24 protein-coding genes and 1 riboswitch are annotated in these 19,765 nt (G+C 64.7%); of the genes, 15 read left to right on the top strand and 9 right to left on the bottom strand.

Features of this window, described 5'->3' with window-relative positions; translation table 11 throughout:
* Positions 1–14: 14 nt before the first annotated feature.
* On the bottom strand, positions 15–671 hold the full coding sequence (locus MJ643_RS07380) for a 50S ribosomal protein L11 methyltransferase (protein WP_038410335.1): 657 nt from the start codon (positions 669–671) through the stop codon (positions 15–17).
* Between the two features lie 27 nt (positions 672–698).
* The gene (locus MJ643_RS07375; RefSeq protein WP_024086181.1) at positions 699–1,151 is read right to left on the bottom strand and encodes a YbaY family lipoprotein; all 453 of its coding nucleotides are present in this window, start codon (positions 1,149–1,151) and stop codon (positions 699–701) included.
* Positions 1,152–1,257: 106 nt separating this feature from the next.
* Between MJ643_RS07375 and nrdR the strand changes: the two genes are divergently transcribed.
* The 12 genes from nrdR to MJ643_RS07315 all read left to right on the top strand — a co-directional run bounded on the left by nrdR (position 1,258) and on the right by MJ643_RS07315 (position 10,095).
* Positions 1,258–1,722 carry a transcriptional regulator NrdR gene (nrdR, locus tag MJ643_RS07370; RefSeq protein ID WP_003255402.1) on the top strand — a complete coding sequence of 155 codons (465 nt, stop codon included), beginning with the start codon at positions 1,258–1,260 and terminating at the stop codon, positions 1,720–1,722.
* 2 nt (positions 1,723–1,724) lie between these two features.
* Positions 1,725–2,855, top strand: a complete 1,131-nt coding sequence (gene ribD / locus MJ643_RS07365; RefSeq protein ID WP_024086182.1) for a bifunctional diaminohydroxyphosphoribosylaminopyrimidine deaminase/5-amino-6-(5-phosphoribosylamino)uracil reductase RibD — start codon at positions 1,725–1,727, stop codon at positions 2,853–2,855.
* Between the two features lie 42 nt (positions 2,856–2,897).
* Positions 2,898–3,563: a riboflavin synthase gene (locus MJ643_RS07360; protein ID WP_003255399.1), complete on the top strand. Its 666-nt coding sequence runs from the start codon at positions 2,898–2,900 to the stop codon at positions 3,561–3,563.
* 18 nt (positions 3,564–3,581) lie between these two features.
* The gene (gene ribBA / locus MJ643_RS07355; protein ID WP_003259341.1) at positions 3,582–4,673 is read left to right on the top strand and encodes a bifunctional 3,4-dihydroxy-2-butanone-4-phosphate synthase/GTP cyclohydrolase II; all 1,092 of its coding nucleotides are present in this window, start codon (positions 3,582–3,584) and stop codon (positions 4,671–4,673) included.
* Between the two features lie 92 nt (positions 4,674–4,765).
* Complete coding sequence (gene ribE, locus MJ643_RS07350) at positions 4,766–5,242, top strand: 6,7-dimethyl-8-ribityllumazine synthase (protein WP_003255395.1); 477 nt, start codon at positions 4,766–4,768, stop codon at positions 5,240–5,242.
* Entirely contained in the window at positions 5,239–5,739 is a 501-nt protein-coding gene (gene nusB / locus MJ643_RS07345) for a transcription antitermination factor NusB (RefSeq protein ID WP_013970674.1), read from the top strand. The genes ribE and nusB overlap by 4 nt, the downstream gene beginning before the upstream one ends.
* An 18-nt stretch (positions 5,740–5,757) precedes the next feature.
* Complete coding sequence (gene thiL, locus MJ643_RS07340; protein ID WP_038408608.1) at positions 5,758–6,726, top strand: thiamine-phosphate kinase; 969 nt, start codon at positions 5,758–5,760, stop codon at positions 6,724–6,726.
* Complete coding sequence (locus MJ643_RS07335; RefSeq protein ID WP_004376077.1) at positions 6,723–7,226, top strand: phosphatidylglycerophosphatase A; 504 nt, start codon at positions 6,723–6,725, stop codon at positions 7,224–7,226. The genes thiL and MJ643_RS07335 overlap by 4 nt, the downstream gene beginning before the upstream one ends.
* 16 nt (positions 7,227–7,242) lie before the next feature.
* Positions 7,243–7,986 carry a transporter substrate-binding domain-containing protein gene (locus tag MJ643_RS07330; protein WP_247726716.1) on the top strand — a complete coding sequence of 248 codons (744 nt, stop codon included), beginning with the start codon at positions 7,243–7,245 and terminating at the stop codon, positions 7,984–7,986.
* Positions 7,987–8,249: 263 nt separating this feature from the next.
* The gene (gene ribA / locus MJ643_RS07325) at positions 8,250–8,867 is read left to right on the top strand and encodes a GTP cyclohydrolase II (protein WP_003260612.1); all 618 of its coding nucleotides are present in this window, start codon (positions 8,250–8,252) and stop codon (positions 8,865–8,867) included.
* Positions 8,864–9,283: a hypothetical protein gene (locus MJ643_RS07320; protein WP_013970678.1), complete on the top strand. Its 420-nt coding sequence runs from the start codon at positions 8,864–8,866 to the stop codon at positions 9,281–9,283. The genes ribA and MJ643_RS07320 overlap by 4 nt, the downstream gene beginning before the upstream one ends.
* Positions 9,283–10,095 carry a cobalamin-binding protein gene (locus MJ643_RS07315; protein WP_013970679.1) on the top strand — a complete coding sequence of 271 codons (813 nt, stop codon included), beginning with the start codon at positions 9,283–9,285 and terminating at the stop codon, positions 10,093–10,095. Before MJ643_RS07320 ends, MJ643_RS07315 begins: the two co-directional genes overlap by 1 nt.
* A gap of 135 nt (positions 10,096–10,230) precedes the next feature.
* Here MJ643_RS07315 and dxs read toward each other — a convergent pair whose 3' ends face one another.
* The 4 genes from dxs to ribB form a co-directional block, all read right to left on the bottom strand.
* Positions 10,231–12,126: a 1-deoxy-D-xylulose-5-phosphate synthase gene (gene dxs, locus MJ643_RS07310; RefSeq protein ID WP_013970680.1), complete on the bottom strand. Its 1,896-nt coding sequence runs from the start codon at positions 12,124–12,126 to the stop codon at positions 10,231–10,233.
* Positions 12,127–12,314: 188 nt separating this feature from the next.
* Entirely contained in the window at positions 12,315–13,202 is an 888-nt protein-coding gene (gene ispA / locus MJ643_RS07305) for a (2E,6E)-farnesyl diphosphate synthase (protein WP_013970681.1), read from the bottom strand.
* Complete coding sequence (locus tag MJ643_RS07300; protein ID WP_003255380.1) at positions 13,199–13,441, bottom strand: exodeoxyribonuclease VII small subunit; 243 nt, start codon at positions 13,439–13,441, stop codon at positions 13,199–13,201. The genes ispA and MJ643_RS07300 overlap by 4 nt, the downstream gene beginning before the upstream one ends.
* 207 nt (positions 13,442–13,648) lie before the next feature.
* Entirely contained in the window at positions 13,649–14,299 is a 651-nt protein-coding gene (gene ribB / locus MJ643_RS07295; protein ID WP_013970682.1) for a 3,4-dihydroxy-2-butanone-4-phosphate synthase, read from the bottom strand.
* Positions 14,300–14,379: 80 nt separating this feature from the next.
* Positions 14,380–14,521: riboswitch (FMN riboswitch) on the bottom strand.
* Between the two features lie 91 nt (positions 14,522–14,612).
* Here ribB and MJ643_RS07290 point away from each other — a divergent pair.
* The 3 genes from MJ643_RS07290 to MJ643_RS07285 all read left to right on the top strand — a co-directional run bounded on the left by MJ643_RS07290 (position 14,613) and on the right by MJ643_RS07285 (position 17,792).
* Positions 14,613–15,818 carry an RtcB family protein gene (locus tag MJ643_RS07290; protein ID WP_023661454.1) on the top strand — a complete coding sequence of 402 codons (1,206 nt, stop codon included), beginning with the start codon at positions 14,613–14,615 and terminating at the stop codon, positions 15,816–15,818.
* Between the two features lie 547 nt (positions 15,819–16,365).
* Complete coding sequence (locus tag MJ643_RS31445; protein ID WP_013970684.1) at positions 16,366–16,491, top strand: hypothetical protein; 126 nt, start codon at positions 16,366–16,368, stop codon at positions 16,489–16,491.
* A gap of 191 nt (positions 16,492–16,682) precedes the next feature.
* Positions 16,683–17,792: an NAD(P)/FAD-dependent oxidoreductase gene (locus MJ643_RS07285; RefSeq protein ID WP_031324558.1), complete on the top strand. Its 1,110-nt coding sequence runs from the start codon at positions 16,683–16,685 to the stop codon at positions 17,790–17,792.
* 19 nt (positions 17,793–17,811) lie between these two features.
* Here MJ643_RS07285 and MJ643_RS07280 read toward each other — a convergent pair whose 3' ends face one another.
* From MJ643_RS07280 to MJ643_RS07270, 3 genes are read right to left on the bottom strand one after another with little or no spacing between them, the layout of a single operon-like run.
* Entirely contained in the window at positions 17,812–18,489 is a 678-nt protein-coding gene (locus MJ643_RS07280; protein ID WP_023661458.1) for a c-type cytochrome, read from the bottom strand.
* Between the two features lie 9 nt (positions 18,490–18,498).
* Complete coding sequence (locus MJ643_RS07275; RefSeq protein WP_023661459.1) at positions 18,499–19,446, bottom strand: copper resistance protein B; 948 nt, start codon at positions 19,444–19,446, stop codon at positions 18,499–18,501.
* On the bottom strand, positions 19,436–19,765 hold the full coding sequence (locus MJ643_RS07270) for a hypothetical protein (protein WP_013970688.1): 330 nt from the start codon (positions 19,763–19,765) through the stop codon (positions 19,436–19,438). Before MJ643_RS07270 ends, MJ643_RS07275 begins: the two co-directional genes overlap by 11 nt.

Raw genomic sequence — 19,765 nt, 5'->3', positions numbered from 1 at the left:
CGTGGATAACACCACTATAAGGTGTCGCGGCTGGCGTGGTACAGGCTGACCCGGCGGAATTCGTGCGGCTCGGCCAGGTCTGGCAGGGTGAGCGCTTCCAGCACGCCCAGTTGTTGATACAACGGGTGGCTGAAGTCGCGTACACGCGAGTCGGCCACCAGCGCCTGGCGCCCGCGGCCGAGGAAGGCATCCAGCAGCGGCAGGTTGGCGCGGTCGTACAGCACGTCGGCAACCAGGATCAGATCGAAGCGATCGTCCTCGGCGAAGAAATTGCTGCTGTAACCCAGTTCCACCCCGTTCAGCGCGGCATTTGCGCGGCAGGCATCGAGTGCCAGCGGGTCGAGGTCGCAGGCCACCACTTCCAGCGCACCGGCGCGGGCGGCGGCAATACCGGCGATACCGGAGCCGGCGCCAAAGTCCAGCACGCGCTTGCCGGCTACCCATTCCGGGTGCTCGGCCAGGTAACGGGCCATGGCCAGGCCGCTGGCCCAGCAGAAGCTCCAGTAGGGCGGTTCTTCAAGAATGCGCCGGGTCTCTTCGCTGCTGAAGGCGCGGTCCATGTTCTGGTCGTCGATCAGCCACAGCTTGAGGTCGCAGCCGGGCAGCTCGCTGACGACAAGACGCGCTTCGCCGATCAGGCTGCTGAGGGCCTGTTGCAGGGCCTGTTGCAGGGGCTGTTGTAGGGAGACTGGCGCCACTTACGGCGCCTTCTCGAAACGCAGCGGGCCGATGGCCTGGGTCTGGGCCTGGGTAATGCGCACCGGCGGCAGGTGCATGATCAGCTGGCCAGAGCTGCTGGCGCGGCCGCGCAGCTCGACCCGGGCACCGGCGGGGAAGGCCTCGGGGTTGAAGCGCAGTTGGTAGGGCAGGGCCTGGCCGGTGCCAGTCAGGTTGCTGCTGGCCAGCAAGCGTTGTGGGCGGTCGCGTTCGTCGATGACCAGCAAGGCCAGCTCCACGTCGGCACCGGCGGGGATTTCCAGCAAGGTGCCGCTTAGCTCGCGCTGGTAGGCCGGCAGCGGGCCCAGTACTGCGGCCGGCTTGGCCGTGCGGGCTGGCGTGGGTGCCGGAGGGGTGTCGGGCTTCGGCCTGTCGCTGCCGCAGGCGGCGAGCAGGGCGGCGCAGCACAGCACGACGAGCGCTCGGTAGTGCATGGGGTAGTCCTTCACGGGCAGATTTCCCATGGATGTTAACCCCTTTGGCTTGTCTTGCCAGTGGGATGCGCTACCATGGCCCTCCCTTTTTTTGTTGCCTGCCACCATGCACTGTCCCTTTTGCGGTGCCAACGACACCAAGGTCATCGACTCTCGCCTCGTCGCCGAGGGCGAGCAGGTGCGCCGCCGCCGCGAATGCGTCGCCTGCGGCGAGCGTTTCACCACTTTCGAAACCGCCGAGCTGGTGCTGCCCCGGCTGATCAAGCAGGACGGCACGCGCCAACCCTTCGACGAAGAAAAACTGCGCGCCGGCATGCAGCGGGCACTGGAAAAGCGCCCGGTCAGCGTCGAGCGTCTGGAAGCTGCGCTGGCGCATATCAAGAGCCGCCTGCGTGCCACCGGCGAGCGTGAAGTCAAATCGCTGGTGGTGGGTGAAATGGTCATGGCCGAGCTGCGCAAGCTCGACGAAGTGGCCTATATCCGTTTTGCCTCGGTTTACCGGCGCTTCCAGGACCTCGACGAGTTCCGCGAAGAAATCGACCGCCTGGCTCGCGAGCCGGCTAAAGAGTGATCATGCCCAGCCAAGCTGCCATCCTCGACGCCCACTACATGGCCCGCGCGCTGGAGCTGGCGCGCAAGGGCCTGTACACCACCCACCCGAACCCGCGCGTAGGCTGCGTGATCGTGCGCGATGGCGAGGTGGTCGGCGAAGGCTGGCATGTACGCGCCGGCGAGCCGCATGCCGAAGTGCATGCGCTGCGCCAGGCCGGTGAGCGTGCCCGTGGCGCCTGTGCCTATGTCACCCTCGAGCCGTGCAGCCATCACGGCCGCACGCCGCCGTGCGCCGAAGCGCTGGTCAAGGCAGGCGTGGCACGGGTGGTAGCCGCCATGCAGGACCCCAACCCGCAAGTGGCGGGGCAGGGCCTGCGGCGCCTGGCCGAGGCCGGTATCGAAGTGGCCAGCGGCGTGCTCGAGGCCGAGGCCCGCGCACTCAACCCCGGTTTCCTCAAACGCATGGAACATGGCCTGCCGTTCGTTCGCGCCAAGCTGGCCATGAGCCTGGATGGCCGCACCGCCATGGCCAGTGGCGAAAGCCAGTGGATCACCGGCCCGGCCGCCCGTTCGGCGGTGCAGCGCCTGCGCGCCCGCTCCAGCGTGGTACTGACCAGCGCCACCAGCGTGTTGGCCGACAACGCGCGGATGACCGTGCGCGGCGCCGAGCTGGGCCTGGATGCCGAAACCACTGCCCTGGCTCTCAGCCGCACACCGCTGCGCGTGCTGATCGATGGCCACCTGCGCCTGCCGCTGGATGCGCCGTTCTTCCAGGCTGGCCCGGCGCTGGTGGTGACCGCTGTCGCAGATGACCCGCGCTATGCCGCTGCCGGCCACGAACTGCTCAGCTTGCCGGGTGACAATGGCCAGGTAGACCTGTCGGCGTTGCTGCAGGCCCTGGCGGCCCGCAGCATCAACGAAGTCCTGCTGGAAGCCGGTGCCGGCCTGGTCGGCGCCTTCGCCCGGCAAGGCCTGATCGACGAGTACCAACTGTTCGTCGCCGGCACTTTCCTTGGTTCCCAGGCTCGTCCGCTGTTGGACTGGCCACTGGACAAGATGAGCGAAGCGCCGCGGCTGAAAATTACTGAAATGCGCGCAGTGGGCGATGACTGGCGGGTCACGGCCATCCCCCTGCCGGCACCCCGCGTATAATGCCTGGCTTGCCCTGCGCAAAACGTTTTTGAGGAAGACCCCATGTTCACCGGCATCATCGAATCCATCGGCACCATCCGCAGCCTGACCCCCAAGGGTGGCGACGTGCGCGTATACGTCGAAACCGGCAAGCTCGACCTGGGTGACGTCAAGCTCGGCGACAGCATCGCCGTCAACGGCGTGTGCCTGACCGCCGTCGAACTGCCGGGCGACGGCTTCTGGGCCGACGTCAGCGTCGAAACCCTCAAGCGCACCGCCTTCATCGACCTCAAGAGCGGCAGCAAGGTCAACCTGGAAAAAGCCCTGACTCCCACTACCCGGCTGGGCGGGCACCTGGTCAGCGGCCACGTCGACGGGGTCGGCGAAATCATCTCGCGCAGCGATAACGCCCGCGCCATCCAGTTCCGCGTGCGTGCACCGAAGGAGCTGGCCAAGTACATCGCCCACAAGGGTTCGATCACCGTCGACGGCACCAGCCTGACGGTCAACGAGGTCAATGGCGCCGAGTTCGAGCTGACCATTGTCCCGCACACCCTGTCCGAAACCATCATGGCCGACTACCGTGCAGGGCGTCGGGTAAACCTTGAGGTCGACCTGCTGGCCCGTTACCTGGAGCGTCTGCTGCTGGGTGACAAGGCCGCCGAACCGAGCAAGGGCAGTGGCATTACCGAAAGCTTCCTGGCCGCCAACGGCTTCTTGAAATCCTGATTGAGAAGGGGGTGCCGCGTGGCGCTCAACAGCATCGAAGAACTGGTCGAAGACATCCGCCAGGGCAAAATGGTCATCCTCATGGATGACGAAGATCGCGAAAACGAAGGCGACATCATCATGGCAGCCGAGTGCTGCCTGCCCGAGCATATCAATTTCATGGCCAAGCACGCCCGTGGCCTGATCTGTATGCCGATGACCCGCGAGCGTTGCGAAACGCTGAAGCTGCCGCTGATGGCGCCGCGCAACGGCTCGGGCTTCGGCACCAAGTTCACCGTGTCGATCGAAGCCGCCGAAGGTGTCACCACCGGCATCTCCGCCGCTGACCGCGCACGCACCGTGCAGGCGGCGGCCGCCAAGGACGCCAAGGCCGAAGATATCGTCAGCCCTGGCCACATCTTCCCGCTGATGGCCCAGCCTGGCGGTACTCTGGCCCGTGCCGGCCACACCGAGGCCGCGTGCGACCTGGCGCGCATGGCCGGTTTCGAGCCGAGCGGCGTGATCTGCGAAGTGATGAACGACGACGGCACCATGTCGCGCCGCGCCGAGCTGGAAGTGTTTGCCGCCGAGCACGGCCTGAAGATCGGCACCATCGCCGACCTGATCCACTACCGCATGATCCACGAGCGCACCGTGCAGCGCGTCTCCGAGCAACCGGTCGAGAGCGAGCTGGGTGAGTTCAACCTGGTCACCTACCGCGACGCGGTGGAAGGCGACGTGCACATGGCCTTGACCCTGGGCAAGATCTGCGCCGAAGAGCCGACCCTGGTCCGCGTACACAACATGGACCCGCTGCGCGACCTGCTGCTGGTCAAGCAACCGGGCCGCTGGAGCCTGCGCGCCGCCATGGCTGCCGTGGCCGAGGCCGGCAGCGGCGTGGTATTGCTGCTGGGGCACCCGCTGGACGGCGACGTGTTGCTGGCGCACATCCGCGAAAGCGCTGGCGATGCACCAGTCAAGGCACCGACCACCTACAGCACCGTGGGTGCAGGTTCGCAGATCCTGCGCGACCTCGGTGTGCGCAAGATGCGCCTTATGAGTTCGCCGATGAAGTTCAACGCGATATCCGGATTCGATCTGGAAGTTGTAGAATACGTGCCCTCCGAGTGACTTGAGGCGGCAGTGACGCCCTCCAGCTCGAGTCCATACCCCTGTCGAGGCCGCCAGCATGCGGCCTCGCTCTTGAAGATGAGAATATCGGAATGACCCTGAAGACCATCGAAGGTACCTTCATCGCCCCCAAAGGTCGCTATGCTTTGGTGGTTGGCCGCTTCAACAGCTTCGTCGTCGAAAGCCTGGTAAGCGGTGCCGTTGATGCCCTGGTACGCCACGGTGTCAGCGAAAGCGACATCACCATCATCCGTGCCCCGGGTGCATTCGAAATCCCGCTGGTGGCACAGAAGGTCGCCCAGCAAGGCGCCTACGACGCGATCATCGCCCTGGGCGCCGTGATCCGTGGTGGTACCCCGCACTTCGAATACGTGGCGGGCGAATGCACCAAGGGCCTGGCCCAGGTGTCCATGGAGTTCGGTGTTCCGGTGGCCTTCGGCGTACTGACCGTCGACTCCATCGAGCAGGCCATCGAGCGTTCCGGCACCAAGGCCGGCAACAAAGGTGCTGAAGCTGCCCTGTCCGCTCTGGAAATGGTCAGCCTGCTGGCGCAGTTGGAGGCCAAGTGATTAGCGACGAAAGCGATCGTTTCAACCCGCGCGATCCAAAACCTGCGGATGCCGGCAAGCCATCGAAGAGTGCCAAGCGCCGCGAAGCCCGCAAGCTCGCGACCCAGGCACTGTACCAGTGGCACATGGCGCAGCATTCGCTGAACGAGATCGAAGCGCAGTTCCGGGTCGATAACGATTTCTCCGATGTCGACGGCGCTTATTTCCGCGAGATCCTGCATGGGGTCCCGGCGATCAAGAGCGAAATCGACAGCGCCCTGAAGCCATGCCTGGACCTGGCACTGGAAGAGCTCGACCCGGTCGAGCTGGCCGTGCTGCGTCTGTCTACCTGGGAGTTCATCAAGCGCGTCGACGTACCGTACCGCGTGGTGATCAACGAAGGTGTCGAGCTGGCCAAGGTCTTCGGTGCCACCGACGGCCACAAGTTCGTCAACGGTGTGCTGGACAAGCTGGCCCCGAACCTGCGCGAAGCAGAAGTCAAGGCGAACAAGCGCTGATCCTGGCGCTTGCAGACCATGGGTGAGTTCGAGCTGATCAGCCATTACTTCGCCGCCGCGCCCTGTGCGCAAGGCGGTGAAGGCGTGGCCCTTGGCATCGGTGACGACTGCGCCTTGCTGGGCCTTCCTGCCGGCGAGCAACTGGCGGTGTCCACCGACACCCTGGTTGCCGGGGTGCATTTTCCGGCTCTGTGCGACCCTTGGTTGCTCGGCCAGCGCTCGCTGGCCGTGGCGGCCAGCGACCTGGCTGCCATGGGCGCCACCCCCATCGGCTTCACCCTTGCCCTGACCTTGCCCGAGGTCAGCGCCGACTGGCTGCAAGCCTACGCCAGCGGCCTCAACCGCATGGCCGGCCATTGCCAGCTAAGCCTTATCGGTGGCGACACCACTCGCGGCCCCCTGAGTATCACCATGACCGTGTTCGGCCGGGTTCCGGCGGGGCAGGCGTTGCGCCGTGGCGGGGCTCGTCCGGGCGACTTGCTGTGCGTGGGCGGTGAGCTGGGCAATGCGGCGGGTGCCTTGCCGCTGGTGCTGGGCCAGCGCCAGGCGGATGCCGCGCTGGCGCAACCGTTGCTCGACCATTACTGGTCGCCATCGCCACAGTTCGCCCTGGGCCAACTGCTGCGCGGGCGTGCCACCTCGGCGCTGGATATTTCCGACGGCTTGCTGGCCGACTGCGGGCATATCGCCAAGGCCTCCCGTGTGGCGCTCGAGGTGAACCTGGAGCAGGTACCGGTGTCAGCCGCTCTGCAGGGGTTCCTCGGTGCCGAGGCGGCCGTGCAGGCGGCGCTGACCGGTGGCGACGACTATGTGCTGGCGTTCACCTTGCCGCCAGCCGAGCTTTCATCCCTGCAGGCACAAGGCCTGGCGGCATTCCACGTCATCGGGCGGGTGCTCGAAGGGCAGGGTGTGAGCCTGCGCGACCGGCAGGGCCAGGACATCACCCCGCGGCAACGCGGCTATCAACATTTTAGGGAGACACCGTGACCGATCACCCCAACCAGGTGCCTGCGGAGTTTGTTCCGCCTTCGGTCTGGCGCAACCCGTGGCACTTCATCGCCTTCGGTTTTGGTTCTGGCACCTTGCCAAAGGCGCCGGGCACCTGGGGCTCGCTGGTGGCCATACCGTTCATCCCGCTGTGGCAGATGCTGCCCGACTGGGGCTACTGGCTGTTGCTGGGCGTGAGCATGCTGTTCGGCTTCTGGCTATGCGGTAAGGTCGCCAATGACTTGCGCGTGCACGACCATGAAGGCATTGTCTGGGACGAGATCGTCGGCATGTGGATAACCCTCTGGCTGGTGCCGGAAGGCTGGCAGTGGCTGCTGGCGGGGTTCCTGATGTTCCGCTTCTTCGACATTCTCAAGCCGTGGCCGATCCGCTGGGTCGACCGCCATGTGCATGGGGGTGTTGGCATCATGCTCGACGATATCCTGGCTGGCGTGTTTGCCTGGCTGGGGATGCAGGTTCTGGTTTGGGCGGTTGCCTGATACAGGGAGCGTGTGAATGGCCATGAGGACCGTGCTGCTGGCAATGCTGCTGAGCCTTGCCCCGTGGGCGGCGGCTGCCGAGGGTGTGCCGAAACAGATCCACCTGGTCAGCGAAGAGTGGCTCGACTACACCAACGCCGACGGTACCGGGGTAGCCTGGGACGTGCTGCGCAAGGTGTTCGAGCCGGCCGGGGTCAGGGTGGTGACCCAGAGCGCGCCTTACAGCCGTGCGATCGGGCTGGTCAAGCGTGGCGAGGCTGACGCCTGGGTAGGCTCGTACAAGGACGAGAACGACGACAACCTGTACCCGCGCTGGCACTTCGACATGGACCACATCTACGCCCTGGGGCTGGTCAGCAAGCCTGTGCCTACCCAGGAGACCATAGGCCAGTACCGCCTGGCCTGGGTGCGTGGCTACGATTTCGGCAGCTACCTGCCCAATGTGCATGACTTTCGCGAAGTCCAGCGCCGCGAAGGCATTTTGCCGATGCTCGAGCATGACCGCGTGGACTACTACATCGATGCGCTGACCGAGGTCGACTACGTGCTCGGCCAGACCTCCCAACCCGAGCGCTTCCGCCGCACCCATGTGGCCGAGCTGCCGCTGTACCTGGCCTTTGCCCGCAACGACCAGGCCAAGGCCCTGCGCGACCTGTTCGACAAGCGCATGGCCGAGCTGGTGCGCAGTGGCGAGCTGAAGCCGATCTTCGAGCACTGGCAGCAGCCGTATCCGTTCAGCCCGGATAGCAAACCGCATTGAGACGCAGAGCACCAAGGCCTGTGCGGTCCCTGTGGGAGCGGGTTTACCCGCGAACACCGGCGAAGCCGGTGCCAGGCACCGCGTTACCTTCTTCGCGGGTAAACCCGCTCCCACAGAAGCCCGCGTAGGGGGCAGGGTTGATCGATGGCCTAATAAGCATCGAACTTTTCGATCTTACCCCACGGTATTCAGCCAGCCCACATCCCCCAACCTGCTGATACAATCGGCCCACGAGAAATTTAAACTTATTCCAGGAGCACAACGTGCCCGTCGTCTTTGTTGCCGCCTCTAAACTCCCGACTCCCTTCGCGACCTTCACCATGCATGGCTTCCTCGACGAAGCCACTGGCCGTGAGCACGTGGTGCTCAGCCTGGGTGACATCGCGGACGGCCAGCCGGTGCTGGGGCGCCTGCACTCCGAGTGCCTGACCGGCGATGCCCTGTTCAGCCAGCGCTGCGACTGCGGCTCGCAGCTGGAAGCCGCGCTGCAGGCCATCGCCCGTGAAGGCCGTGGCGTGCTGCTGTACCTGCGCCAGGAAGGCCGTGGCATCGGCCTGCTGAACAAGATTCGCGCCTACGAGCTGCAGGACGGTGGCGCCGATACCGTCGAGGCCAACGAGCGCCTGGGCTTCGCCGCCGACCAGCGCGACTACGCCATGTGCCTGCCGATGCTGGAGCACCTGGGCGTGAAGTCGCTGCGCCTGATGACCAACAACCCGCGCAAGGTCAAAGCCCTGACCGACATGAACATCGTCGTCGCCGAGCGCGTACCGCTGCACACCGGGCACAACCCGCACAACCGCTACTACCTGGCAACCAAGGCCGGCAAGCTGGGCCACATGCTGGGTAACGAGCACCAGGGCGAGGTGCCTCAGGCGTGACCCGCGCCGAGGTCAAGCGGCGCCTGGCGCTGGCCTGGTGGCAATACCTGGCGGTGGGCCTGGTGCCGCTGCCAGTGATGGCCTGGGCCTTCGGTGGCGGTGATGCGCTTGCCTCGGTGCTGGCCATGCCACTGTTCATTGCCGGCGCGGCGACCATGTTCCTCAGCCTGCCGCGCTTCGGTGCCTACAAGCGCGCCCTTATCGCCACTTCCAAGGTGCTCGGCACTGGAGAAGAGCCCGCCGCCTGGATCGAACTGGCGCGGGTGCGGCGCCTGGCCATGCTGTATGCCTGCTTGCCGGCCTGGGTCGCCGCCTTGTCGGTGCTGGTCGGCCTCGAGGCGGTGCCGCAGATCCTGCTGGCGTTGTCCACCGCAGTGGTTCTGTACCTCTATCGCATTCCACGCCAGCTCGGCTGATGCGCCTGCTGCCCGGCCTGTTGGCGCTGCTCGTCTGCTCCACACTGGCCGCCGAACCCCTGCGAGTGGTCAGCCTGGCCCCGTCGATGAGCGAGATCATGCTCGAACTGCAGGCCGATGACCTGCTGGTCGGTGTGCTCGACGGTGGCGAACGGCCGGCGGCGCTGCGCGAGTTGCCCTCGGTGGGGCGCCAGGGGCAACTGGACCTCGAACGCCTGCTCAGCCTGCGCCCCGACCTGTTGCTGCTGTGGCCGGGCAGCGTGCCGCCGGCCCAACGCGACCAGCTCAAGCGCCTGGGTATCGCAACGTACAGCGCAGAACCCCATGATATCGACCAGCTGATCGAGCAGATCGAAGCCATCGCCGAACGAATCGGCCGTGCCGAACAGGGCCATCGGTATGCCCAGGCCCTGCGTGACCGACTGCGGCAGCTGCGCCAGCAGTATCGACGGGACGAGCCCTTGCAGGTGTTCTACCAGGTCTGGGACCGACCGCTGTATACGCTCGGTGGCCGGCAGGTGGTCAGCGATGCCCTGGCCGTTTGCGGCGCGCGTAATGTCTTCGCCGATCTCACCCAGGCGGCGCCGCAGGTAAATGTGGAGTCTGTGCTGCTGCGCAACCCGCAGGTCATTCTGGCGGGTGATCAGGCGCAGCTGGCGGGTTGGAAGGCCTGGCCACAACTGCGTGCAGTTGCCGATGATCGTTTACTGGTGGTGCCAGACAAGGGCCTGGAGCGGCCTAGTGGGCAGATGATCGAAGCTACGGCGCGTTTGTGTGCGTTGCTCGAGGCTAACGCGCCGGCGTCCAAGTAAGCTTTTGCGAGGGCTGCGCCCTCGATCGCGACGCAAGGCCGCTCCCACAGGGACTGCGCAAGGCTTGGTGGCTTGCACGACCTTTGTGGGAGCGGCCTTGTGTCGCGAAAGGGCCGCAAAGCGGCCCCCAAGGGATTACAACCCGAGCCTGGCCATCCGAGCCGTCACCGAAGCCTCGATCCCAGCCGCATCCAGCCCGCACTCAGCCAGCATCTGCGCCGGCTTGGCATGCTCGACATAGATGTCCGGCAACCCAAGGTGCAGCAGCGGTTTCACGATCGCCTGGCTGGCCAGGAACTCACCCACAGCCGCACCGGCACCGCCCATGATGGCGTTTTCTTCGATGGTTACCAGCAGCTCATGGCTTGCAGCCAGCTCCAGCACCAGCGCCTCGTCCAGCGGTTTGACGAAACGCATGTCCACAACGGTAGCGTTGATCTGCTCGGCCACCTGCATGGCCTCGGCCAGTTGCACGCCGAACACCAGCAAAGCGACTTTCTCGCCCTGGCGACGGACCACGCCCTTGCCGATTTCCAGCGGCTCCAGGTCACCGCTGATCGGCGCGTTCGGGCCGGTGCCACGCGGGTAGCGCACAGCCGCCGGGCCGTTGTACAGGTGGCCGGTGCTGAGCATCTTGCGCAGTTCGTTTTCGTCGCTTGGGGTCATCACCAGCATGCCCGGGATGCAGCGCAGGTACGACAGGTCGTAGCTGCCCGCGTGGGTCGGGCCGTCTTCGCCGACCAGGCCGGCGCGGTCGATGGCGAACAGCACGTCAAGATTCTGTACCGCCACGTCGTGAATCAGCTGGTCGTAGGCGCGCTGCAGGAAGGTGGAGTAGATCGCCACCACCGGCTTGCTGCCCTCGCAGGCCATGCCGGCCGCCAGGGTCACGGCATGTTGCTCGGCAATCGCCACGTCGAAGTAACGCTCCGGGTAGCGTTCGCTGAACTCGACCAGGTCGGAGCCTTCCTTCATCGCCGGGGTGATGCCCACCAGGCGGTTGTCGGCGGCAGCCATGTCGCACAGCCACTGGCCGAACACCGCGGAGTATTTTGGGCCGCTGGCTTTCTTCGGTGCGGCGGGTTTGTCGGCCGGCTCCAGCTTGGTGATGGCGTGGTAGCCGATAGGGTCGATCTCGGCCGGGGCGAAGCCCTTGCCCTTCTTGGTCACCACGTGCAGGAACTGCGGGCCCTTGAGGTCACGCATATTCCGCAGGGTGGCGATCATGGTCGGCAGGTCGTGGCCGTCGATCGGGCCGATGTAGTTCCAGCCCAGTTCTTCGAACAGCGTGCCCGGCACCAGCATGCCCTTGGCGTACTCCTCGGTGCGGCGGGCGATTTCCCAGGCGCCTGGCAGGCGCGACAGCACTTTCTTGCTGCCTTCGCGCATGCTCGCGTAGGTGCGGCTGGAGAGGATCTTGGCCAGGTAGTTGGACAGGCCGCCGACATTGCGCGAAATCGACATGTCGTTGTCGTTGAGGATCACCAGCATGTCGGCGTTGACTTCCTGGGCGTGGTTCAACGCCTCGAAGGCCATGCCGGCGGTCAGCGCGCCGTCACCGATCACCGCGATCGACTTGCGGTCGCTGTTCTGCAGGCGGGCGGCAATGGCCATGCCCAGTGCGGCGCTGATCGAGGTGCTGGAGTGGCCGACGCCGAAGGTGTCGTACTCGCTCTCGCTGCGGCGCGGGAAGGCGGCGATGCCGCCCTTCTGGCGCAGGCTGAGCATGCGGTTACGGCGCCCGGTGAGGATCTTGTGCGGGTAGGCCTGGTGCCCCACGTCCCACACCAGCCGGTCGTCGGGGGTGTCGAAGACATAGTGCAGGGCGATGGTCAGCTCGATGACGCCCAGGCCGGCACCAAAATGCCCACCGGTCTGACCCACGGTGTAGAGCAGTTCCTGGCGCAGTTCGTCGGCCAGGGTCTCCAGGTCGGCTTCGGCCAGCCGGCGCAGGCCGGCAGGCGTGTCAGCGCGGTCGAGCAACGGCGTGACCGGGCGTTCGCGGGGGATCTCTTGAAACGTCGTGGGCATCAGGCGAGTCGTTATAGGTGTGTGAAGACGCGGCAGTTTACCCCATTGTAGGAAATACTGCCCATTCAGACGGGTGTCGCATGGGGCTGCTGTGCAGCCCTTCGCGGGCAAGCCCGCTCCCACAGGTGCAGCGCTGTCCTGTAGGAGCGGGCTTGCCCGCGAAGGGCCGCACAGCGGCCCCAGTCAAATCAGTTGCGGCGTTCGACGATGTAACGCGCCAACGCCCGCAGCGGTTCGGCCTTTTCGCCAAACCCTTGCAGTGCGACCAGCGCCTGGTCGCGCAGTTCGATCGCATAGGCCTTGGCCGCTTCCAGGCCCAGCAGCGCCGGGTAGGTCGGCTTGTCACGGGCGATATCGGCCCCCTGGCGTTTGCCCAGGGTCGCAGTGTCGCTTTCCACGTCAAGGATGTCGTCCTGCACCTGGAACGCCAGGCCGATCGCCTGTGCATAGGTCTGCAAGGCATCCAGTTGCGCCTGTTCGGCGCGGGCGCTGGCCAGGGCGCCGAGGCGCACGCTGGCTTCGATCAGCGCGCCGGTCTTGTGCCGGTGCATGAACTCCAGCGCCTGCTGGTCCAGCTTCAGGCCAACCGAGCCCAGGTCGATGGCCTGGCCACCGACCATGCCTGCCGGGCCGGCAGCCTTGGCCAGGGCCTGGACCATGGCCAGGCGAATGTTGTCATCCTGCGGGCTCAGACGCGGGTCGAGCAAGGCGCTGAAGGCCAGACTCTGCAAACCGTCGCCGGCGAGGATCGCGCAGGCTTCATCGAAGGCTTTGTGGGTGGTCGGCTGGCCGCGGCGCAGGTCGTCGTCATCCATGGCCGGCAGGTCGTCATGCACCAGCGAGTACGCGTGGATCAGTTCCACCGCACAGGCTGCGCCGTTGGCCTGTTCGGCCGGGGCGCCCAATGCTTCGCAGGCCGCGTAAGCCAGCAGCGGACGAACGCGTTTGCCACCGTTCATCACGCTGTAGCGCATGGCGGCGTAAAGGCGTTCGAGTTCCTTGGTCGGGGCGACGAACAACGGTTCGAGGGCGGCATCGACTCGCGCCTGGCAGCTGGCCTGGTAGGTGCCGATCATGCTTCCGGCTCCGCGTCGAAGGGCTGGGCCGCCAGTTCGCCATCGCGTTCCAGCAGGATCTGCACCTTCTGTTCGGCCTGGGCCAGGGCACCCTGGCAATCGCGGGTCAGGGCGATGCCTTGCTCGAAGGCGGCCAGCGACTCTTCCAGCGACAACTCGCCGTTCTCCAGGCGCTCGACCAGTGCTTGCAGGTCTGCGAGGGATTGCTCGAAATCGAGGGAGGCTTTTTTGCGGGCCATGGCGACTGTCTCGGTGGCATTCAGAACGGCGCGACACTAGCAGAGCGGGGCGGGGGGAGCAAACTTCCGGCAGCCTGAGGTTGCACTTGCCGGCCTCTTCGCGGGTAAACCCGCTCCCACAGGTACTGCACCGGTTCCGAGTCTGCGCGGTCCCTGTGGGAGCGGGTTTACCCGCGAATGGGCCGCAAAGCGGCCCCGTGCGGTGGATCAGGCTGGCTCTGCTTCCAGCTCCAGCATGGCCTCACGGTACCGCGCCAGTTCCTCGATGGTCAGCACCGGCAGATTGTATTGCCGCGCATACACCGCCACCTGCTCGCCACGGGCCATCGTGCCATCGGGGTTCATCAGTTCGCACAGCACTGCCGCCGGGCGCAACCCGGCCAGGCGTGCCAGGTCCACCGAGCCTTCGGTGTGGCCACGGCGGGTCAGCACCCCACCATTGCGGGCGCGCAGCGGGAATACATGCCCCGGGCTGACGATATGGCGCTGGTCCGCAGTAGAGCGCAATGCCGCGCCAATGGTGGTGATGCGGTCCTGGGCGGACACCCCGGTGGTGATGCCTTCCGCCGCCTCGATGGTGACGGTGAAGCCGGTGCCATGGCGTGCCTGGTTGTTCTGCACCATGGGTGCCAGTTGCAGTTCGTCGACGGTGGCCTCGTCCAGGCACAGGCAGACGATGCCGCTGCAATCGCGAATCATCATGGCCATGGTCTGCAGCGAGATGTTCTCGGCGGCGGCGATGATGTCCGCTTCGTCCTCGCGGTCGTCGTCGTCGAGCAGCAGCACAGGGCGCCCGGCCCGGAAGGCGGCGATGGCGGCGCTGACATTGGGGAATTGCGGGTGGTGCTTGGTGGACATGAAACGCTCCTCGTGAATGATCGATGAACGTCTCGGGGCGAACAAAATGCGCGCGCAGGGACGCCCGGATGGCCCCTGCCTGACGCCTTCTTTCATCCGGACTATGACCGTCGGCTCTGGAGTCTCACCAGATCTGCTGACCCCCGACATGGCCGGGGCGCTCGCGGGCTCATCTTTCGATTTACCGCCGGTGGGGACTTTCACCCCGCCCTGAAGACCCGCCAAGCATACAGCACATTGCCATCTCGCTGGCAACCCACGGCTCTACGACCTTTGGCGGTATCATTCGGCTATGCATTCGAGGAACAACCCCATGGACATTCTCCAGGTCGCCGGCGGCAAGCCGGTCAAGTTGTGGACCGACGGCGTACCGGTGGAAGACGACGCCCGCAAGCAACTGCTCAACACGGCCAGGATGCCGTTCATCTTCAAGCACCTGGCTGTGATGCCGGACGTGCATCTGGGCAAAGGCTCGACCATCGGCAGTGTGATCCCCACGGTTGGCGCGATCATTCCCGCCGCGGTGGGTGTGGATATCGGCTGCGGAATGATCGCCGCGCGCACGTCGCTGCACGCCCGTGACTTGCCGGACAACCTGCATGGCCTGCGCAATGCCATCGAGCACGCCGTGCCGCATGGCAAGACCTTCGGCAAACGTGACCAGGGCGCCTGGGCCGATGTGCCGGCCAAGGCGGACAAGGCCTGGGGGCCGTTGGCCGGGCGCTTCAAGGCCATCACCGACAAGTACCCGCGCCTGGAGAAGACCAATAACCGCCATCACCTGGGGACGCTGGGCGGCGGCAACCACTTCATCGAGGTGTGCCTGGACGAGGCCGACCGCGTCTGGTTCATGCTGCACAGCGGCTCCCGGGGCGTGGGCAATGCCATCGGCAACCTGTTCATCGAACTGGCCCAGGCCGACATGCGCCAGCACCTGGCCAATTTGCCGGACAAGGACCTGGCGTATTTCGAGGAAGGCAGCCGCCATTTCGCCGACTACGTTGAAGCGGTGGAGTGGGCGCAGGACTACGCCAGGCAGAACCGCGAGCTGATGATGCTGGCGGTGGTCGGTGCGGCTCGCAAGGCGCTCGGCAAACCGTTCGAGGCCAGCCTGGAAGCGGTGAACTGCCACCATAACTATGTGCAGCGCGAGCAGCATTTTGGCCGAGAGGTGCTGGTGACGCGCAAGGGGGCGGTGTCGGCGCAGAAAGGGCAGTTGGGCATCATTCCCGGCTCGATGGGGGCCAAGAGCTTCATCGTGCGAGGGCTGGGCAACGAGGAATCGTTCTGTTCCTGCAGCCATGGTGCCGGCCGGGTGATGAGCCGGACCAAGGCCAAGAGCCGCTTCACCGTGGAAGACCAGCGGCGGGCCACGGCGCATGTGGAATGCCGCAAGGACAAGGAGGTGATCGACGAGATCCCCATGGCCTACAAGGACATCGATGCGGTGATGCGCGCGCAGCAGGACTTGGTGGAGGTGGTGCACACCTTGCGGCAGGTGGTGTGTGTGAAGGGCTGACGGGTTTACCGAGATATCCCTTCATTCGAGCCGCGGTATGACTTCTGATAATCAGATTTTTTCCGTTGCGCGTAGGCCATTTCTGAAATAGCTTCCTGGCGCCCCAATGGCATGCCATTGCGCGCGCTTGAGGGTGGCTGCGTACGGGAGGTTTTCGAACCTGCCGGTTTCGTTCTCTGCCGGTCTTGCAGACCTGTACGTGGCCGCCACCCATCACACTGCAAGTAATGAGTGGCGGTTCTAGCCAATCAACTGAGAACCTCACCATGCTTAAGATTGTCCCCGATCCACCCCACGATATTCATTCCCTTGAAGACACCCTGATCCGGGCCACGGACTACGCGCTGTGCGCGGCGACCGTTGTGCATCAGGCCATGCTGCTGCCCGCTCAGCCTCGGACTTTGCACTGAGGCTTGAGTGATGTGTTGTCTGGGTCGGCCTTTTCGCGGGTAAACCCGCTCCTACAACGATCGGTGGTCCATGTAGGAGCGGGTTTACCCGCGAAAGGGCCCGTCCAGGCAGTCGAGAATTCTCAGGGGATTCAAAAATGACCACAGAAGACACCCAATTCACTGTCGGCAAGACCACGTTCTACCAAGGCGAACATGGCACCCACCCACTGTTTCGCATCGAGCCCGGCATTCTGTGCAGAGACGCCCGCGAGCAGTCCTGAGAGTTGATGGGCTATGTCCGAGAACTGACCATCACCGGCCTGATGGATGATGCCGAGCTGGGCATGGGACAGTGATGAGCGTTCGCCGTGGCAGTTTCAACGCCTGTCGGTATACACCTGTTGGCCTGCTTGATTAGAGTGGCGCCTGAGGTGATACAGGCCAGTCAAGCCTTTCGACAAGCGAGGTGCAGGTGAGCGTTGATATCGAGTGTGTGGTGGTCGGGGCCGGCGTGGTCGGCCTGGCGGTGGCGCGCGCCTTGGCCCAGGCTGGCCATGAAGTGCTGGTGGTGGAGGCGGGCGAGGGCATTGGCGTCGGGGTCAGCTCGCGCAACTCCGAGGTGATCCACGCCGGCCTGTATTACCCCGACGGCAGCCTGAAGGCGCAGTTGTGTGTCGAGGGCAAGCAACGCCTGTATGCCTATTGCGACAGTCGGGGCGTTGAATACCAACGCCTCGGCAAACTGATCGTCGCCACCGATGCGGCCCAGGTCGAAGGCTTGCAGCGCCTGCTGGAGCAGGGCCGGCGCAATGGTGTCGATGACCTGCAATGGCTCGACGCCGACCAGGCGCGTGAGTTGGAGCCGGCGCTGTCATGTGTCGCCGCGCTGTGGTCGCCGTCCACCGGCATCATCGACTCCCACGGTTTGATGCTCGCCCTGCTGGGTGACGCCGAGGCCGCAGGCGCCACCTTGGTACTGCATACCCCACTGCTTGCCGCGCGGGTGATCGAGGCCGGTTTCAGCCTGGACATGGGCGGTGCCGAGCCGATGAGCCTGACCTGCCAGCGGCTGGTCAACTGCGCCGGGTTATCGGCAGTTGAAGTCGCTGGGCACATCACCGGCCTCGATCCGGCCCATGTGCCCAAGGCCTATCTATGCAAAGGCAGCTATTTCAGCCTGAGCGGTCGCGCGCCATTTCGGCACCTGGTGTACCCCGCACCGGAGCACGCCGGCCTGGGCGTGCACATGACCCTCGACCTGGGCGGCCAGGCGCGCTTCGGCCCGGATGTGGAGTGGGTGGAAAATATCGACTACCCGGTAGACCCCCGACGCGGCGACAGCTTCTACGCTGCAGTACGGCGCTATTGGCCCAACCTGCCAGACGCCAGCCTGCAACCGGCCTACAGCGGCATCCGCCCGAAGATCAGCGGCCCGCAGGACCCGGCGGCAGACTTCGTCATCAGTACGCCCGCCGAGCATGGTGTGCCGGGGTTGGTGAACCTGTTTGGCATCGAGTCACCGGGTTTGACCAGTTGCCTGGCATTGGCGGATCGCGTGCTGCGTACCCTGCGTGGCAACTGAAGGCAGTGCCGAGCTGCCTTCAGTCTTTATGCATGTGCTGCTTGCCATCGCGATGAGTATGGGCCTTTGAATGCCCCTCATCATGCTGGCTTGCGCCCGAGGCCTGCTCACCATGGTGGCCAGGCACGTTGCCGCGGTGCTGGCCTTCATGGTTGTGCATTTCACTTTCGCCACCACCATGCTGGTGGCCGCCACTGGCCGCGACCATCGTTTTGTACTGCTGGGCGTTCAACTGGGGTAGCTGATCCAGGAAGGCGACGATGCCCCAGATGTATTCATCGCCCATGCTCTTGCCCCAGGCCGGCATGCCGGAGGCCTTGATGCCGTGCTTGATGATCCAGAACGCCGCAGCGGGGTCGCTACCGATCCCGCTTATGGTCAGGTTGGGGGGTGATGGATACAGAGCCTGGCTGAGCTCGGTCTTCTCGACGCCAGGGGCAAGGTGGCAACCGATGCACATGGCATTGTAGTTACCGGCGCCGGTACGAATCAGCGCTTCATCTTTCAGGTCTGGCACCTCGATGTCCCTGGCCCGTACTGCGATCGAGCGGTCGCGTGCCATGGCCAGAAAGGCATGCACGGCGGGGAAATGGGGATCATCGGCTCCCACATTGACCAGGCCGGAGTACGCAGCACCCAGCACGGCCACGCTGGCCACTGCGCCTGCTGCAACAAGCGTTGTTATTGTTCTTTTCATGTCTGGTTCTCAAAACCACATGCGGATACCGGCCACGAAACGCGCTTCATCCACATCACCACCGTCGTCGCGGACGAAATCGGCGGTTTTGCCGTAGGAGCGGCTCCAGGTGATGCCGATGTAGGGGGCGAACTGGCGGACAATTTCATAGCGCAGGCGCAGCCCGACTTCGGTATTTGCCAGGCCGGAACCCACACCGCGCCCAGGGTCGTTCTTGCCATAGAAATTGGCTTCAGCGGTCGGCTGCAGGATCAGGCGGTTGGTCAGCAGAATGTCGTAGTCGCCTTCCAGGCGAGCGGCAGTCTGGCCGTTCTCGCCAATGAACGCGGTGGCTTCGGCTTCGAAGTCGTAGAGCGCCATGCCCTGGATACCGAACGCCGCCCAGGTCTGGGGAGATTCAGGCTTGAAGTCCTGGCGCACCCCGGCAACCAAATCCCACCATGGGTTGATCGCGCGGCCGTACAGCAGCTGCAATTCGGCATCCTCGGTGACACCGTTGGTGCGTTCACCTTCGGAGCGGATCCACAGCCGGTTGATATCGCCGCCTACCCAGCCAGAAGCATCCCAGGCCAGCGTGCTGCCTTCATTCGCATCTTGGTACTCGAGCTGATCCAGCAGGAAGAAGCTGTTGATAGCACTGTCGTGCATCTGATGCCCACCCAATGGGGGGAAGGCTGCCTGGCGGTCGGCGTCGGTCAGGACCGGGATCGGGGTACGGCTTGTTGTCGGTGTATCCGCCGAGCCTTGGTTCATTGTCGAATGGTCCATAGCCTCATGATTCATAGCTCCATGATTCATCGCGCCATGGTCCATGCCCTGCATGCTGCCATGATCCATCTCGCCGTGGTCCATCATCGAATGGTCCATTTCTTCAGCGGCGAAGCTGGGCGCAGCGCCCAGCGCCCCCAGCGTAACGGTCAGTGCCAGCAGCGATGGTCGTGCCAGGCTATTGAGCATCTTTCCCTGCCTTGGCTTTGTTACTGCCATGGGATTCCATCATCTTGCCGTGGTCCATGCCCTGCATCGAACCATGGTCCATACCCTTCATGGCGTCATGGTTCATACCTTTCATCGAGCTGTGATCCATCCCTTTCATGGCGCCATGGTCCATGCCCTTCATCGCACCATGGTCCATGCCTTGGGCACTCCTGGCTTCCTTGGCATCGGCAGACTGCTGATCGTTGCCGTCGGACCAGGATGCCGGGGCATAAACTGCAAACAGGCCGGCTATCGCAGCAGAGAGGAAAAACGCGCTTCGTTTCATTGGTTTGCTCAT

It is taken from the genome of Pseudomonas sp. PNPG3 (genome assembly GCF_023093815.1).
Lineage (GTDB): Bacteria > Pseudomonadota > Gammaproteobacteria > Pseudomonadales > Pseudomonadaceae > Aquipseudomonas > Aquipseudomonas asiatica.
This window is presented reverse-complemented; position numbering and strand designations above follow the sequence as displayed.

Bases quoted from the DNA above. Each gene is read 5' to 3' on its own strand.
- MJ643_RS07375 (WP_024086181.1), bottom strand. From the start codon at position 1,151: ATGCACTACCGAGCGCTCGTCGTGCTGTGCTGCGCCGCCCTGCTCGCC.
- nrdR (WP_003255402.1), top strand. From the start codon at position 1,258: ATGCACTGTCCCTTTTGCGGTGCCAACGACACCAAGGTCATCGACTCT.
- ribD (WP_024086182.1), top strand. From the start codon at position 1,725: ATGCCCAGCCAAGCTGCCATCCTCGACGCCCACTACATGGCCCGCGCG.
- MJ643_RS07360 (WP_003255399.1), top strand. From the start codon at position 2,898: ATGTTCACCGGCATCATCGAATCCATCGGCACCATCCGCAGCCTGACC.
- ribE (WP_003255395.1), top strand. From the start codon at position 4,766: ATGACCCTGAAGACCATCGAAGGTACCTTCATCGCCCCCAAAGGTCGC.
- thiL (WP_038408608.1), top strand. From the start codon at position 5,758: ATGGGTGAGTTCGAGCTGATCAGCCATTACTTCGCCGCCGCGCCCTGT.
- MJ643_RS07330 (WP_247726716.1), top strand. From the start codon at position 7,243: ATGGCCATGAGGACCGTGCTGCTGGCAATGCTGCTGAGCCTTGCCCCG.
- MJ643_RS07315 (WP_013970679.1), top strand. From the start codon at position 9,283: ATGCGCCTGCTGCCCGGCCTGTTGGCGCTGCTCGTCTGCTCCACACTG.
- dxs (WP_013970680.1), bottom strand. From the start codon at position 12,126: ATGCCCACGACGTTTCAAGAGATCCCCCGCGAACGCCCGGTCACGCCG.
- ispA (WP_013970681.1), bottom strand. From the start codon at position 13,202: ATGATCGGCACCTACCAGGCCAGCTGCCAGGCGCGAGTCGATGCCGCC.
- MJ643_RS07300 (WP_003255380.1), bottom strand. From the start codon at position 13,441: ATGGCCCGCAAAAAAGCCTCCCTCGATTTCGAGCAATCCCTCGCAGAC.
- ribB (WP_013970682.1), bottom strand. From the start codon at position 14,299: ATGTCCACCAAGCACCACCCGCAATTCCCCAATGTCAGCGCCGCCATC.
- MJ643_RS07290 (WP_023661454.1), top strand. From the start codon at position 14,613: ATGGACATTCTCCAGGTCGCCGGCGGCAAGCCGGTCAAGTTGTGGACC.
- MJ643_RS31445 (WP_013970684.1), top strand. From the start codon at position 16,366: ATGACCACAGAAGACACCCAATTCACTGTCGGCAAGACCACGTTCTAC.
- MJ643_RS07280 (WP_023661458.1), bottom strand. From the start codon at position 18,489: ATGAAAAGAACAATAACAACGCTTGTTGCAGCAGGCGCAGTGGCCAGC.
- MJ643_RS07275 (WP_023661459.1), bottom strand. From the start codon at position 19,446: ATGCTCAATAGCCTGGCACGACCATCGCTGCTGGCACTGACCGTTACG.
- MJ643_RS07270 (WP_013970688.1), bottom strand. From the start codon at position 19,765: ATGAGCAAACCAATGAAACGAAGCGCGTTTTTCCTCTCTGCTGCGATA.